The following is a 15,973-nucleotide window of genomic DNA, read 5'->3' on the forward strand; positions in this document are numbered from 1 at the left end:
TCCGACCATCCTTTGTCCGATGTATTCCACCCTGCCGGGATGCTACGCTAGGAAAGGAAGCGACAGCGGCGCGGAGTGACCTTATAGCTGTCCCCTGGCAGGAGTGTGCACTGTGATGGACATCCGTCGAGCCGATCATGTAGCTCTGCTGGTAAAAGAGGTAGACCGTTCGCGCCAGTTCTATAGCCAGGTACTGGGTATGCAGGAGATTCCTCGTCCTCCCAACTTTGACTTCCCCGGGGCCTGGTTGACCAGAGGAGATTTTCAGATCCACCTAATTGGCGAAGAAGTTGCCGGGCGTGCCTTGGAAACGCATCCTGGCTATCTGCCCGAGGAGCTGGCCCTCGGGCGTGTCACCCACCTGGCCTTTGAGGTCGCGAACCTGGAGGTGGCCAGACAGCACCTGCAGGCTCTGGGAGTGCCCATTGTTGGAGGACCGCGACCACGCGGTGATGGCGTCATGCAGCTTTACATCTGTGATCCCGATGGCCATGTCATCGAACTCTTCACCTGGACATCGCCCTCTTGAGCAAGCAATGGAAGAAGCGATGATCAGAACAGACAGCAAGGATAGTCGCCCTTGCTCCGAACGAGATCGCAGGGCTACCGCCTGCTCTCTGGCTGACGGCCCCTGACCTGAAGGACTCCGAGACGAGAAAGGAAGGAAACTGCTCATGAAGCCAGCGCGTTTCCGCTATTTTGCCCCACATACCATCACTGAGGCCGCGCAATTGCTCGACGAGCAGGGTGATGAGGCGCGTCTTCTGGCTGGTGGCCAGAGCCTGCTTCCCTTGCTCAATCTCCGTCTGGCGCGGCCCTCGGCCCTCATTGACCTCAACGAGATCCAGGCACTGGCCTTCATTCATCCGCGGAATGGTGGCCTGGTCCTGGGCGCCCTGACACGCGATGCTACCCTGGAGCGCGAGCCACTGGTAGCAGCCCGGCAGCCCCTCCTGGCCGAAGCCGCCCACTACGTCGGGCACCCCGCCATTCGCCACCGGAGCACGCTGGGTGGTAGCCTCGCCCATGCCGACCCGGCGGCGGAGCTACCCGCCGTGATGCTGGCCCTGGACGCTGCCTTCACCCTGCAGAGCAGCACTGGCAGCCGCACCGTCGCGGCTGCGGCCTTTTTCAAGGGACCATTTCAGACGGCTCTGCAGCATGGGGAAATTCTGACCGAAGTGCACCTTCCTGGCTTGCCGCCCCGCAGTGGTAGCGCCTTCCTCGAATTCGCGCGTCGTGAGGGCGATTACGCCCTGGCCGGTGTTGCCGCTGTCATCTGCCTGGCCGAAGATGGCACTATCGCCCAGGCTCGCCTGGCTCTCTGTAGCGTTGCCCCTACCCCCCTACAGGCTATCGCCGCTGAAACCGTCCTCCGGGGCCGCCATCCCGACAATGCGGCCTGGCAGGCCGCCGCGGAAGCCGTTGTCGATGAACTCAAGGAGCCGCCCGCGGATATCCACGGCTCTGCCGAATATCGCCGTCACCTGGCTGGCGTCTTGACCCGGCGTGCCTTGGCGCTGGCCGCCCAGCGCGCAGAAAGGAGTCACTCATGATGGAAGACGACTTTATCCCAGTGCGCGTCTCTGTCAACGGAGTTCCCCATCGCCTCTTCGTCGAGCCACGTCGCACCTTGCTGGACATGCTACGAGAGGACCTGGAACTGACAGGTACCAACGCCGGCTGCGAGCACGGCAGCTGTGGCGCCTGCACCGTCCTGCTCGACGGCCAGAGCGTGCGGGCCTGCCTGTTGCTGGCTGTCCAGGCCAATGGCCATGAGGTGATGACCGTCGAGGGCCTGGCCCTTCACGGACGTATGCATCCCCTACAAGAAGCCTTTTGGGAAAAACAGGGGCTGCAGTGCGGCTTTTGCACGCCGGGTATGCTCATGACGGCCTATGAGCTACTTCAGCAGAATCCCGATCCTGGCGAAGAGGAAATCCGTTCCGCCCTCTCCGGCAATCTCTGCCGTTGCACGGGCTATCAGCACATCGTCGAGGCCATCCGCCTGGCGGCCCAGCGCCTGCGTGAGGAGGCGGAGGCGGCCACCCCCTCGGGGACGACAGCTTGACCTCACGAAAGGAGCGTGCCCCATGACCACCACCGTCAGCGAACGAGCCTGGATCGGCAAGGACCTCAAGCGGCGAGAAGATCCTGCCCTGCTCATGGGAACGGTCACCTATATCAACGATTTCAAGATCGCAGGCATGCTGCACGCCGCCGTTCTGCGCAGCCCCTATGCTCATGCCCGCATTCGGGCCATCGACACCAGTGCGGCGCGCGCTCTGCCGGGAGTGCAGGCTGTGCTCACGGGCAAGGAGGCCGCCGAAGTCATTGGTCCTGTACCGGCTTTCTGCGCTGAGCCTGTAGTCGAACACGCCATCGCCGTCGAGAAAGTGCGCTATGCCGGCGAAGCAGTGGTCGCTGTCGCTGCCGAGAGCCGCGCCATCGCTGAGGACGCCCTTGACCTGGTTGAAATTGACTGGGAGCCGCTTCCAGCGGTGACCGACGCCCTCAGCGCCATGCAGCCCGGCGCGCCGCTCGTCCACGAGAACCTTGGGACCAACGTCGTCTATGACCATGTTTTTACCTTCGGTGATGTTGATGGCGACTTCGCCCAGGCCGATCATGTCATTCGGCGCCGCTTGCGCTGGCCGCGGGCCACAGCAGCCCCACTGGAGCCGAACGGGGCCGTCTGCGCTTACGACCCGGCCAGAGACACGATGGAGATCTGGTCGAATACCAACATGCTCAACTCGGCCTCCTGGGTCATGTCCAGCATGCTCAAGATCCCCCCTCACAAGCTCAACTTCTACCCGATGTACACCGGGGGCAGCTTTGGCAGCAAGCATTTCCTGGCCAAGGTCATCGGCATCGCCGGCGCCCTCACCAAAGTTACAGGCCGCCCGGTCAAGTTCATGGAAGATCGCCTGGACAACCTGATGGCCAACGATTCTCAGGGGCCGGAACGCATCTACGATGCCGAGCTGGCGGTGACCAAAGATGGCCAGTTCCTCAGTCTGCGCCTGCGGACCATCGACGACTATGGCGCCTACTTCATCTTTGCCATTACCGGCAATACCAACATGATGGCGCAGATTACCGGCCCCTATACCATTCGCAGCGTAGAAACGGGCATCAAGGCCGTCTTGACCAACAAAAATCAGCAGACCGTCTTTCGGGGAGCTGGCTCCGACGTTGGCAACTGGGTGCTTGAGCGCCTGGTCGATGCTGCCGCCGAGCAGCTGGGGATCGATCGCGTCGAGATCCGGCGGCGCAACTTCATTCAGCCCGACCAGTTCCCCTACAAGATCCCGACCGGCAACGTCTACGACAGCGGTAACTATCCTGGCGTCCTCAACCTGGCCCTGGAGCACTTCGACCTTGACGCCTGGCGCCAGGAGCAGGCGCGGGCGCGCCAGGAGGGGCGCTATCTGGGCATTGGGCTGGCGACAGCTCAGCAGCGCAGCACCTACAGCTCGACTGAGTTCTGGTTTCACAACCCCGCGCCAGCCACGGGCCTCAACTCAACCCCGGAAAGCGTGCGCATCAGCGTTGGCCCAACCGGAGGAGTGACGGTCACCATGTTCTCGCCGTTCTGGGGCAACAGTCCCGAGACCGTGGCGGCGCAGGTCGTGGCCGAAGAGCTGGGCATTGATCCCCGCGACGTCAACGTCACCTACGATAGCACCGCTCACGCCCTGCCAAGCGCCGGCCCGGGTGGCAGTCGCATGACCGTCATGCTGGCCGGCGCTGTACATGGTGCTGCCGCCCGCCTCAAAGAAAAAATCTTCAAAATTGCCGCTCATATGCTCGAGGCCAGCGTCTCCGATCTGGAACTCGTTGGCGGCCAGGTGCGCGTCAAGGGCGTTCCCTCCTCCTCTGTCAGCCTGGCTGATATCGGCATGCGCGCCTACTGGTTCAAGCTTGACCTGCCGCCCGAGCTGGAGAGCGGCCTTGAAGGCACCTTTACCTACGATCATCCCTATACCACGAAGCCGCACGACGACCGCAAGGATCTGGGGGTCTTCTATCCGATCATGGGGCACGCCGCCCATCTGGTGGCCGTCGAGGTGGATATCGAGACGGGCGCGGTGCTCTTCAAGAAGTATGTGGCCGTGCACGACGTTGGCACCGTGCTCAATCCGCGTTCGCTGCAGGGCCAGATCCGCGGCGGCATCGCCCAGGGCATCGGGCTGGCGCTCTTAGAAGAGGTGCGTTACGGGCCGGATGGGCAGAATCTCACGTCGACCTTTGTCGACTATCTCTTGCCCTCGGCCAGCGATGTGCCTGCCATCGAGGTCTACCATCAAGAGACACCCTCGCCCTTCACTGCCTATGGAGTCAAAGGTGGTGGAGAGGGCGGGCGCATGGTGGCGCCGCCAGCGGTCACGAGCGCCATCGAAGATGCCCTCAGACCCTTCGGGGTCAGCATTGACGAGATGCCGATCACTCCCGAGAAGATTGTCCGCTGGGTCAAGGAGGCCCAGAGCCGCCGCCAGGGGCAGAGCAACTGAGGCGACGACCCTACCACCGCAGGCAGCCCGCTCCAAAACGAGCGGCTGCCTCCTCTTTCGTCTGGCTCTGCACAGCGTTCCGCTGAGGAGGCATTGCATATGCTCTTGCAGGAGAAAGTGGCCGTCATCACCGGTGGCGGACGTGGCATTGGTCGCGCGATCGCCCTGGCCTACGCCCGAGCCGGCGCTCGGTTGGCGCTGGCCGCTCGCTCTGTGGCCGCCCTTGAAGAAACGCGCCGGATGGTCAGCGACCTCGGTGGCGAGGCCGTGGTCATTCCGACCGACGTCAGCGAGGCGACGGCGGTCGCCGGACTTGCTCAGGCCGTGCGCGAGCATTTTGGACGGGTAGATATCCTGGTCAATAACAGCGGCACCGCTGGACCAACCACCCCCCTCTGGGAGGTCACCCCTGACGCCTGGGAAGAGACCTTTGCTGTCAATGTCCGCGGCCCCTTTCTCTGCTGCCGGGCCTTGCTCCCGCTGATGATCGCTCAGGCTTCCGGCTGCATTCTCTTCATTGGCTCGATGACCGGTAAACGGCCCCTGTTCGGACGCACACCCTATGCAGCCAGCAAACTGGCGCTGGTGGGGCTGGCGCGTACCTTGGCCTGGGAGGTTGGCCCCTATGGCATCCGCGTCAATGTGATCTCTCCTGGTCCCGTCGAGGGCGAGCGCATCGAACAGGTCATCCGCAAGCAAGCTGAGATCAAGGGTATCAGTCTGGAGGAGGCGCGCGCAACCTTCCTGCGCGATGCCCCTCTCGGGCGGCTGGTTGCGGCGGAAGAGGTCGCTGCCGCGGCGGTCTTCCTGGCCTCGGAGCAGGCGGCTTCCATCACAGGGGAGGACCTCAATGTCTCAGCGGGCATCGTCATGTATTAAGAGCAAGAGGCCCATCAGGTCAGCTATTCTACACGCGGAGGGATTGCGAACAATGACACGCCTGATCGACCTATCCCAGGAAATCTACCAGGGCATGTACGTCTATCCGGGTCACCTGAAGACCGTGATCTGGGAGCACCATTCGCATGAAGAGACGCGCAAGAACTTCGAAGGTGGTTTCTCCTACCAGTCGCGCGGGCTGCTCATGAGCGACCACGGTCCCACTCACGTTGACGCTCTCAGCCACCTTGATCCGCGTCCCGAGGCTCCCTCGATCGACCAGATGGCGCTCGATCTCTTCTATGGTCCAGCGCTCTGCCTTGATGTCTCCTTTAAGGAGCCGCAGAGCTACATCGGAGCGCGCGATCTCGATCTGGCCCTGGAAGGCTCCAGAAGCGAGCTGCGGCGCGGCGATATCCTGTTGCTCTACACTGGCACCTACAACCGTTACCACGGTACCGCTGCCTATCTGAGCCAGTACCCCGGCCTCGATGAGGCTGGAAGCAGCTGGCTGGTTGAGCATGGGGTCAAAACCTTCGGCGTGGATGCGCCCAGCCCAGATAATCCCATCAGCCGAACCTATCCCTGTCATATGATGTGCCGTGCCCACGGAATCACCCATTACGAGAACCTGGCCAACCTTGAGCAACTGGTGGGGCGACGCTTCATCTTTGCCGGCTTCCCCCTGCGCATTCGCCAGGGCACCGGCTCGCCGGTGCGCGCTGTCGCCATTCTCGAAGACGAGATCGATGACAAGCGGTGAAATGCCGCCCGGGGCGAGGCCCAGGGCCAGGGAGAAGAAATGACTGAATCACTCAGGAAAGGAGGAGGAGGAAAGATGAGGCCGGAGCCGTCAGTTACGTCTGGGCCTCTTCCAGAGCGCACGCGCGAGACCCATTACGGCAGAACGGTCCTGACCTATGCTCGTCGCCCACGGCATTTCAACGAGGTACTGCGCCGCTCGGTGGAGACCTTCCCAGAGAAAACCGCGCTGGTCTTCGAAGGCCAGCGCTGGAGCTATCGTCACCTCTGGGAGGAGGCCTGTTCGCTGGCAGCAGTTCTGCAAGAGGATTACGCTTTCGGCGTTGGCGAGCGCCTGGCGGTTCTTACTGGCAACCTCCCGGAGTTCGTCATTGCCGCAGTTGGCTGCTCGTTGCTGGGGGCGGTGCTGGTACCACTCAATACGCGCCTGCGTGGGCCGGAGCTGGGGGCTTTGCTGGCGCATTCTGGCAGCCGGGTGCTGATTACAACAACAGAGCACTGGGAGCAACTGGCCCCAGAGCAGGCAGCCTTGAAGGAACTCCGGGGCGTCTTTGTGATTGGCGACGAGCACGCCCAGGGGCAGGCGGGAACTCGTCCCTGGCGCGACCTGCTGCGCGGCGGCCACCCCAGGCCGGTCGAGATCAACGAAGACAGCCCGGTCTACCTCTGCTATACCTCGGGGACCACCGGCCTGCCCAAGGGAGTCATCTGCACCCACTTTAACCTCATCCACACCCTCCTCAACTACGAGCTGGTCAAGGGACTGAGCGCTGACGACGTCACTCTGCTCGGCGTTCCCATCTTTCATATTACCGGGCTGGCGGCCCAGTTCGCCCAGTTTCTCTATCAGGGCGGCACGCTTGTCCTGCAGCGCCTGCCTTTCCGGCCCGGCCCGGCACTAGAGCTGATCGAACGCGAGCGCGTGACACACTTCTTCGGCGTGCCCACGATGTACATCATGCTCATGAATCACAGCGATTTTCGGCAGCGCGACAGCTCATCGCTGCGCCTGGCGGCCTCGGGTGGGGCCCCTTTGCCACCAGATGTCGTGCGGAGCTGGACGCAGCAAGCCCCGCAGGTGCGGTTTTTCAACTTCTACGGCCTGACCGAGACCACCTCGCCTGCGACCTGCCTGCCGGACCGCTACAAGCTAGAGCGACCCGGCTCGGCGGGGTTGCCCCTGCCGGTCAGCGAGCTGCTGGTTGTAGGCGATCATCATGAGCCGGTGCCTCCAGGGGAGGTCGGCGAGCTGGCTATTCGCGGCCCTATGGTCTTCAAAGAGTACTGGCGCAATCCAGAGGCGACGCAGGCGGCCTTTCTCGACGGCGGCTGGTTCCTGACAGGTGACATGGCCCGCCTTGACGAGGATGGTTTCGTGCACATTGTGGATCGCAAAAAGGATATGATTAATAGAGCAGGAGAAAAAATCTACTGCGCCGAAGTCGAAAATGTTCTGTATGGCCATCCCGCTGTGCTGGAAGTGGCCGTCGTTGGACAGGCGGACCCGTTCTACGGAGAAATCGTGAAGGCGGTAGTGGTGCCGCGTCCGGGTCAGGTGCTGGATAGCGAAGCGCTGCGGACCTTCGCGGCGCAGCACCTGGCCTCGTTTAAAGTGCCAGCGCTGATCGAAGTGCGGGACGAGCTGCCGCGCAACCCTGGCGGGAAGGTCATGAAGCAGCTACTGCGAGGGAGATGAACCATCATGGGGTGCCTCGACATTCCGAACGAAACCGTCTTTGTCATGGAGATGACCCCCATCAAGTTTGGCGTAGGAGCAACTGCCGAAGTGGCCTATGATGCCAAACGGCTGGGTATCCAGCGCGCCTTGATCGTCACCGATCGCGGCCTCATGCAGCTCGGCCTGCCCGAGCGCGTGCGCCGTCTGCTCACCGAGGCGGGCCTCCAGGCAGACATCTACGATGACGTTCACGTCGAACCGACGGATCGCTCGTTTGAAGAGATCGCCCGCTTCATCGAGGGCCGCAACTACGATGGGATGATCGCCATTGGCGGAGGCAGCAGCATCGATACTGCCAAGTGGGCGCGCCTCTATGCCACCTACCCGGCGCCGCTCATGGACTACGTCAATAAGCCCATCGGCAAGGGGCAGCCCGTCCCCGGACCGCTCAAGCCGCTCATCGCCATACCGACAACCGCCGGCACAGGCAGCGAAACAACGGCGGTGGCCATTCTAGATATCCTCGCTCTCAAAGTCAAAACTGGCATCTCGCACCCCTTTCTCCGTCCCACATTCGCTATTATCGACCCCCTCAACACAGTCACCCTGCCACCGATGGCGACGGCCTATCCTGGCTTCGATGTCCTCACCCACGCGCTGGAGTCCTATACCAGCCGGCCTTACCAAGCTCGCCCGCGCCACAAGCCGGAGGAGCGTCCGGTCTATGTAGGGAGCAACCCCATCAGCGATCTCTGGTGCGAGAAGGCGCTGGAATATCTCGGGCGCTACCTGCGCAGGGCCGTCCTCAACGGCATGGATGTCGAGGCCCGCACCTATCTGGCGCTGGCAGCCACCTATGCCGGCATCGGCTTCGGCAACGCCGGCGTCCATATTCCGCATGCCCTCGCCTATCCCATCGCCGGCATGGTCAAGCGCTTCTCGCCGCCTGACTATCCGCGCGAAGAGCCGCTCATCCCGCATGGCCTCTCAGTGATCGTCACCGCGCCAGCAACCTTTCGCTGGACCTATCCCGCTGACCCGGAGCGTCATCTGCGGGCAGCCCAGTTGCTCGGGGCCCAGGTCAGCGGCTTGAATGAGGCGCAGCGACGCGAGATCCTGCCACAGACCTTGCTGACCCTCATGCGCGATACGGGGGTGCCCAGCGACCTGGGGGCGCTCGGCTATACAGGTGAGGAGATACCAGCCCTCGTCGAGGGAGCGCTCAAACAGCAGCGCCTCCTCGTCAACAGTCCACGCGCTGTAGGTGCCGAAGAGCTGCGCCTGCTGATCGAGCAGAGCTTTGAGGCTGCTCCCAGGACCTGAGATTGCACAGGGCCTGATGCCCCGGTGCCTTGGCGCTCAAAGATCCCTCTGGTGGGCTGCCGCTCTCGCCCACTGTTCCACCCTGGCCTGCGCTCGCGACCAGCAGCGGACGACAGGGCGGCAGCCAGGCCCTGCCCCTTGACAATCAAAACGTTTTCCCTTATACTTCCCCTATCGAAATCAAAACGTTTTGATTACCTGGTGAAAGGTCCTAAGCGGAGCAGGGATGACCACCATCAAAGATGTTGCGCGGGCGGCGGGTGTCTCGGTAAGCACGGTCTCGCATGTGCTCTCGGGGCGGAGACCGATCAGCGAGCCTACGCGCCTGCGGGTTCTGGAAGCCATCGAGCGTCTGGGCTATCGCCCGAATCGGCTGGCCCAGGGCCTGGTGAGCAAAAGCAGCCGTTCGCTAGGGCTGCTGGTGCCGGACCTGGCCAACCCGTTCTTTGGCAGCATGGCTGAGGCGATGGAGATCGCCGCGCACGACCGGGGCTATAGCGTCATTCTCTGTAACACGAATCTTGATCCGAAGCGGGAGGCCGACTATCTTTCGATGCTGCTCAGTCGTCAGGTTGACGGCCTGCTCTATTTCCCCGGGACGCGCGTTCCCAATCGAGCGCTGCTGGAGGCGGTGGCTGCCGGGGTGCCTGTGGTAGTCGTTGACGAGCGTATCGATAATCTGCCAGGCGTCTTCGTGGACAACTTTGATGGGGGGCGCCAGCTTGGGCGGCTGCTTGCGCAGTTGGGGCACCGCTCGCTGCTCTTTATCGGCGGGCCGGAGGGTCTGCCCACTGTCACCGATCGCCTGAATGGTCTCCGCGCCGGCCTGGCCGAAGGCGGGAGTGCGTCCGCCACCGTAAACCTGCTCCTGCGCTTTGGCGAGTATCGCGCCAGTCACGGTTACGAGACCATCCATGCCTGTGCGCGTGAGGGAGTCTTTGCTGCTGTGGGGGACGAGCGTCCGACCGCGGTCGTGGCGGCCAACGATATGATTGCTCTTGGGGCGCTGCGCGCCTTGCGTGAGCTGCAGCTACAGGTGCCGCGCGACTGCTCGCTCACTGGCTTCGATGGCGTTGAGTTCACGGCCATGATCACGCCATCGCTAACGACGGTCCAACAGCCATCGACGCGGGTAGCCACTGCCGCCGTGGAGCTGCTGCTCCAGCGCATCGAGGCCCACGAGCACCACCGTGACCGCGAGCGCGCCAATCATGAGCATCAGCCCTCTGCGGAGGCCACGCCTGTGATCCCGCACGTCGTTCTACCGGTCACGCTCGTGGTACGCGAGTCGGTGGCGCCACCGCCGCAGCGGCGCTAGTGACTTTCATCCATCGCCGCTTGTCCATACGATCGGTTTCGTCTCAGGAGGTGGGAGCAGCGCTACAATCTTTTTTCCTCTTTTCCTTGCCTGTCAGGCCAGTCGTATGTCCTGATCTCTGGACATCATCGCCACCTGGTTCTCTCTCACGGTGAGCTGCTTTTACCGGGAGGGACAGCTATCGCTGTTGTCCGCTGTTTGCATTCCCCTGCATCTGGAGGGAGGATCTGATGTCTACCGTCAGCAAGGGAACAGCCGGCACCACGACGCACTTTGTGCGCAATGCCACCGGTCTGGTGCGCGAGCTGTCGCCGTTTGACGCCTTCAACCTGGTGTTTTCCGCTGTCCTCATTCCGGTGGGGATCACCCAGGTCTTCTCATTTGCGCCCACCTTCTGGCCTGGTGCGAATGTCCTGATCTCCTTCTTGCTCTCCCTGCCGCTGGTCTTCTGCTTTGGCATGGTCTACCTCTATTTCACGGTAGCGATGCCGCGCTCCGGCGGTGACTATGTCTGGGTCAGCCGGGTACTGGGGCCGGGGATTGGCTTCTTGACCAATCTGACGCTGACCTTTGTCTTCACGACCTGGATCTCCTTTAATTTCACGACCATGCTCACGCTGCTGGGTCCCAGCCTGGGCTTTGTGGCCGGTTTCACCTGGGCCCCCGACCAGCTCACGCAGTTTCTGATCGCGACTGTCCTCACCGTGGTCTTCGCTGGCCTGATGGTGCTGGGGGCCCGGCGAGTAGCGCGCTACATGTTGGTGATGTTTGTCGTGGTCTGGCTGGGCATGCTGGTCTGGCTGATTGGTCTGGCGATGACCGATCACAGCGCATTTGTCAGCAATTTTAACGCGCATAGCGGGACCACCCTGGCCACAGTTGTCAGCACGGCGGCGAAGGCTGGTTTCTCGTCGGGTGCGGGTCTGGACTGGGCTGGGACGATCTTTGCCATGATCTACGCCTTCCAGGTCTTCACGGGTTTCCAGTGGACCGGCTACTTTGCGGGTGAGATCAAGAATGTGCGGCGGACCGCGACCTTCTCGATTCTGGGGGCTTTGCTTATCAGTGCTCTGCTCTACATCTTGGGGAGCGCCCTGATCTATCGCACCTATGGCTCGGAATTTGGCTCGCTGGTCTATCTGGGCTTCAACGTCTCGCCTTCGCCCTTGTCATTTGCTCCGTACTTACCGTCGCTGGTCAAATTCCTCTCGCTGCCCACTTTCCTACAGGTGTTTGTAACCGCCTGCTTTGTGCTCTCGGTGCTCTGGTGGACGCCGACCGGCTTTATGATCGCCACGCGCAACCTCTTCGCCTGGTCCTTTGATCGTCTGGCGCCGGCGGGGGTGGCGGAAGTGAGCGAGCGCCTGCACACGCCGGTGATCGCCACAGTGGTCATTGCCCTCTGGATCGAGTTGCTCAATTACCTCAACATCTATCAGGGCCTGAGTGCCCTCCTGATCAACGTGATTGCGGTCATGGCGCTGGCCTTTATCGCTGTGGCCCTGGCGGCGATCTTGATGCCCTTCACGCGCCCATCGCTCTTTGAAGAGGCGCCGGCGATGGTGCGCGCACGCCTGCTCGGCATCCCTGTACTGACGCTGGTCGGCATCGTCATGCTCTTGAGCTGGGCCTTTGTCCTCTATGTCACCTTTGCGACGACCGCCTTTGGAAAGGTCTCGCTGCTCTCAATGGCGGAGGCCTTCGCCGTGCCCATCTTGGGCCTGATCTACTATCTGATCGTACGCTTGATCCGCCAGCGCCAGGGCATCCAGCTCAGCGCGGCCTTCCGGGAGATTCCTCCTGAATAGGGCAGGAGAACAGGAGAAGAAGAGGGGGGCGCCTGGGGACAGATAGACAGACAGACAGCCAGACAGACAGCAGCCTCGGCCTGCCAGCCAATCAGCCAGGCTGAGGGCGAGAGAGACCTGTCCCAAGGCCGCTTCTGGTCCTGGTCTGGGAACGAGGGAAGGCATGGGCGAGAGCCGTGCCGTCTCCTCTCTACCTGGACCAGGACCAACAGACGATCAGGTGAGACCGGTCGCGAGGACAGTGCAGCCACTTGTCTGTCACCTAGACCGATGTGCTTGTGCGCTAAGTCGCTCACAGGAGAGAAAGAGAGAAGATGTCAGAGAGAGCAGCAGGGCCAGGCTCCGTGCTTGAGCAGCTCTTCGGACGCCCGCGCCCGGTGATCGCCATGATGCATTTGCCGCCCTTACCGGGGCGACCGCTCTATGACAGTCGCGGCGGGATGGCCGCCATCGTCGACGCCCTGCGGCGCGATCTGGAAGTCCTTCAGGAGGGGGGAGTAGACGGGTTGCTCTTCTGCAATGAAGGCGATCGTCCCTATGCCCTCAAGATCGATCGCGCTCAGGTAGCGGCGATGGCCGCTGCCATTGGCGAGCTGCGTCCCTATCTGAGCTTGCCTTATGGGGTTGACCTGCTCTGGGACCCACTGGCGGCGCTGGCGGTCGCCCAGGCGGTACGAGCCAGTTTCGTGCGCGAGGTCTTCACTGGTGTCTACGACAGTGACATGGGCCTCTGGCAGCCTGATGCCGCTGCGGCCCTGGACTATCGCCGGCAGATCGGGGCCGACAACATTCGGCTCTTCTTCAACATCGAGCCGGAGTTTGCCCGTCCACTTAGCCCGCGCCCCATTGGAGCGCTGGCGCGGAGCGTCGTTGTTTCCTCACTGGCCGATGCCATTCTGATTTCCGGTCCAATGGCTGGAGCTGAGGCCGATCTCAGTCACATTCGCGAGGCCAAGGCGGCAGTTCCTTCCACACCAGTGCTGGCCAACACCGGGGTACGTATTGAGACCGTGCGCGCCACCCTGGCGGTGGCGGATGGCGTGATCGTCGGCACTGGTCTCAAGCGCGACGGCTATACCTGGAACCCGGTCGACCCGGAGCGTGTGCGGCGCTTTATGGATGAGGTGCGGGCTGCGCGCGAGGAGGCCTGACGATGCCCACACAGAAGCGTTATGCGCTGGGGCTGGACGTGGGCACGACCGCCTTGAAGGCCGTCGCCCTTGAGCGTGAGCGCGGGCTGGTGGCGCAGGTTGAGCGCCCGCATGAGCTGCGCTCACCTCAACCCGGCTGGGCCGAAGAAGATGCCGAGCAATGGTGGCAGACCTGTCAGGAGGCGCTGCGCGAGCTGTTGAGGCAGATCCCTGCTGACGAGGTGGCGGCGATCGGCGTCTCGGGCATGGTGCCAGCGATGGTGCTGCTCGATAGCAGCGGGCGCCCGCTGCGCCCGGCCATTCTGCAAAACGATGCCCGCTCAGCTCTGGAGGTCGAGGAGTTGCGGGCCGCCGTCAATGCGGACGAGTTTTTCCAGGTGACCGGAGGTGTCGTCAACCAGCAAAATATCGATCCGCGCTGGCGTTGGCTGCTCAAGCACGAGCCCCAGGTGGTGGCGCGTACCGTCTCTCTGTGTGGCTCCTATGACTTCATTGTCTGGCGCCTGACCGGCCAGCTGTCGCTCGAAGAGAACTGGGCCGTGGAGAGCGCGCTCTATGACGTGCGGCGGCGGCAGTGGCATCAGCCCTATCTGGATCAGGCTGGTATCGCCCGCAGCCTGTTGCCGCCGGTGCATGCCCCAACCGAGATTGTGGGGGGAGTCAGCGCAGCGGTGGCGGAAGCAACCGGTCTGCAGGCTGGGACTCCAGTAGTGGCCGGGAGCGCTGACCATGTGGCGGCGGCCCTGGCTGCTGGCCTGACGCAGCAGGGCGATATCTTGTTGAAGTTTGGCGGGGCCGGCGACATTCTCTATTGCTCTGATCAGCCAGAGCCTGATCCCCATTTCTACTTTGATTACCACGATATCCCTGGCCTGACGCTCATCAATGGCTGCATGGCCGCCAGCGGCTCGCTGGTGAAGTGGTTCATGACCCAACTGGCCCCCGGCTGCTCGCTGGCTCAATTGGATGAGGAGGCGGCTGCCGTGCCCGCCGGTGCTGATGGCGTGTTGGCGCTGCCCTATTTTCTGGGAGAGAAAACTCCCATTTTCGACCCGATGGCGCGTGGCATCTTTGCCGGCCTCATGCTTCATCACCGGCGCGCTCATCTCTATCGGGCCGTGCTGGAAGCCGTCTGCTATGGCTTTGCCCATCATCTGGAGCTCCTGCGCGAGGCGGGACGGCCTATCCGGCGCATCTGTGCCGCCGATGGGGGCAGCCGGAGCGCCCTCTGGATGCAGATCGCAGCGGATGTCGTCGGTCAGCCAGTGACGGTGGTAGCGGGTGAGGCGGCCTCGGCCCTGGGCGTAGCCTACGTAGCCGGGATGGGGGCCGGCCTCTTTGATCGCTGGGAAGAGATCACGCGCTTCATCGTTCAAGGACCGACCTACTGGCCGCGTGCCGAGCAGATGGCGCTCTATCAGCGGGGTTTTTTCCTCTACCGCGATCTCTACCGTCGTCTGCAGCCCCTCTTTCCCGAGCTGGCTCAGCTTGCGGATGTGGCGCGCCTGATTCAGGCCCAGGCAGAGGAAGACCTATCTGTCCGGTCCAGTCTCAACTCAGCTCAGACTGAATTGAACCGAGAGAGAAAGCCGTAAGGAGGACCAAGGGAGATGCTCTTAGCTGGTTTGCGAGGTTTCATCACTGGTGCAGGTACCGGGATTGGGCGCGCCATTGCTCTGGAGATGGTGCGTGAGGGGGCCGATCTCTATATTACCGATCTGGATGGAGAGGCCGCTCAGCGCACCGCGGCTGAAGCCAGGGCGCTCCGGCCAGAGGCTCGTCTCTACGCTGCGGCCCTTGACGTGCGACAGGGCGCGGCGGTGGCCGCCTGCATTGAAGAGGCCCAGGCTCGTCTGGGGGGCCTGGAACTGGCGGTCAACAATGCCGGTGTTTCTTCGATGGCCCGCGTCGTTGACCTGACCGAGGATGACTGGAACTTTAACATGGACGTCAATGCCAAGGGGGTCTTTCTCTGCTGCCAGGCCGAGGTACGCGCCATGTTGCGTCGTGGAGGGGGTGGTAGCATCGTCAATATTGCCTCGATGGCTGGCAAGAAGGCGGCGCCCTTCCTGGCCCACTATTCCGCCTCCAAGTTCGCCGTCGTTGGCTTCACCCAGGCTCTGGCGCTTGAGACTGCCGAGGCCGGCATTCGGGTCAATGCTGTCTGCCCAGGCTATGTGCGGACCTCGATGCAAGAGCGTGAAGTGGTTTGGGAGGCTCAACTACGGGGCATCACGCCCGATGAGGTCATCGCCGACTACCTGCGGGCGATCCCTCTAGGCCGCCTGGAAGAGCCGGAGGATGTAGCGCGGGTGGTGGCCTTTCTGTTGAGTGAACGTGCAGCCTACATGACCGGTCTGGCGGTCGATGTGAATGGTGGGGCGTTCATGTCCTGACCGACCGCCGGGCTGGCCAGGCGCGGGTGGTAGGTAGGTAGGTTATCCGGTCTGGCGCGCCTCGCCTGCCGATGGCCTTGGGGCGTGTAGTCGCTGGGCGTAGTCGAGCTGGCTGGCCCTGGGGCGGGACGCTGGAGAGAG

General features: G+C 62.7%; 13 protein-coding genes. All 13 read left to right on the forward strand.

All coding sequences use genetic code 11. From position 1 onward, the window contains the following. Positions 1-115: 115 nt before the first annotated feature. The 13 genes from BGC09_RS12610 to BGC09_RS12670 all read left to right on the forward strand — a co-directional run bounded on the left by BGC09_RS12610 (position 116) and on the right by BGC09_RS12670 (position 15,832). Positions 116-529: a VOC family protein gene (locus BGC09_RS12610; protein WP_069804347.1), complete on the forward strand. Its 414-nt coding sequence runs from the start codon at positions 116-118 to the stop codon at positions 527-529. 145 nt (positions 530-674) lie between these two features. Beyond that, positions 675-1,556, forward strand: coding sequence for an FAD binding domain-containing protein (locus BGC09_RS12615; protein WP_069804348.1), 882 nt, complete (start codon positions 675-677; stop codon positions 1,554-1,556). Then, the gene (locus BGC09_RS12620; protein ID WP_069804349.1) at positions 1,553-2,071 is read left to right on the forward strand and encodes a (2Fe-2S)-binding protein; all 519 of its coding nucleotides are present in this window, start codon (positions 1,553-1,555) and stop codon (positions 2,069-2,071) included. The genes BGC09_RS12615 and BGC09_RS12620 overlap by 4 nt, the downstream gene beginning before the upstream one ends. Before the next feature lie 22 nt (positions 2,072-2,093). Next, on the forward strand, positions 2,094-4,517 hold the full coding sequence (locus tag BGC09_RS12625; protein WP_069804350.1) for a xanthine dehydrogenase family protein molybdopterin-binding subunit: 2,424 nt from the start codon (positions 2,094-2,096) through the stop codon (positions 4,515-4,517). Between the two features lie 99 nt (positions 4,518-4,616). Then, entirely contained in the window at positions 4,617-5,396 is a 780-nt protein-coding gene (locus BGC09_RS12630; RefSeq protein WP_069804351.1) for an SDR family NAD(P)-dependent oxidoreductase, read from the forward strand. Between the two features lie 52 nt (positions 5,397-5,448). Then, positions 5,449-6,159, forward strand: a complete 711-nt coding sequence (locus BGC09_RS12635) for a cyclase family protein (RefSeq protein WP_069804352.1) — start codon at positions 5,449-5,451, stop codon at positions 6,157-6,159. Positions 6,160-6,234: 75 nt separating this feature from the next. Next, the gene (locus tag BGC09_RS12640) at positions 6,235-7,854 is read left to right on the forward strand and encodes a class I adenylate-forming enzyme family protein (protein ID WP_069804353.1); all 1,620 of its coding nucleotides are present in this window, start codon (positions 6,235-6,237) and stop codon (positions 7,852-7,854) included. Between the two features lie 6 nt (positions 7,855-7,860). Continuing rightward, positions 7,861-9,159, forward strand: a complete 1,299-nt coding sequence (locus BGC09_RS12645) for a hydroxyacid-oxoacid transhydrogenase (protein ID WP_069804354.1) — start codon at positions 7,861-7,863, stop codon at positions 9,157-9,159. Positions 9,160-9,385: 226 nt separating this feature from the next. After that, positions 9,386-10,477, forward strand: a complete 1,092-nt coding sequence (locus BGC09_RS12650) for a LacI family DNA-binding transcriptional regulator (RefSeq protein WP_069804355.1) — start codon at positions 9,386-9,388, stop codon at positions 10,475-10,477. A 230-nt stretch (positions 10,478-10,707) separates the two neighbouring features. Continuing rightward, positions 10,708-12,285, forward strand: a complete 1,578-nt coding sequence (locus BGC09_RS12655) for an APC family permease (RefSeq protein WP_069804356.1) — start codon at positions 10,708-10,710, stop codon at positions 12,283-12,285. Positions 12,286-12,599: 314 nt separating this feature from the next. After that, the gene (locus tag BGC09_RS12660) at positions 12,600-13,436 is read left to right on the forward strand and encodes a BtpA/SgcQ family protein (RefSeq protein ID WP_069804357.1); all 837 of its coding nucleotides are present in this window, start codon (positions 12,600-12,602) and stop codon (positions 13,434-13,436) included. A gap of 2 nt (positions 13,437-13,438) precedes the next feature. After that, entirely contained in the window at positions 13,439-15,031 is a 1,593-nt protein-coding gene (locus BGC09_RS12665) for an FGGY-family carbohydrate kinase (protein WP_069804358.1), read from the forward strand. Positions 15,032-15,046: 15 nt separating this feature from the next. After that, positions 15,047-15,832 carry an SDR family NAD(P)-dependent oxidoreductase gene (locus tag BGC09_RS12670; RefSeq protein ID WP_069804359.1) on the forward strand — a complete coding sequence of 262 codons (786 nt, stop codon included), beginning with the start codon at positions 15,047-15,049 and terminating at the stop codon, positions 15,830-15,832. Positions 15,833-15,973: the final 141 nt, after the last annotated feature.

The organism is Thermogemmatispora onikobensis (genome assembly GCF_001748285.1).
Taxonomy (GTDB): Bacteria; Chloroflexota; Ktedonobacteria; order Ktedonobacterales; family Ktedonobacteraceae; genus Thermogemmatispora; species Thermogemmatispora onikobensis.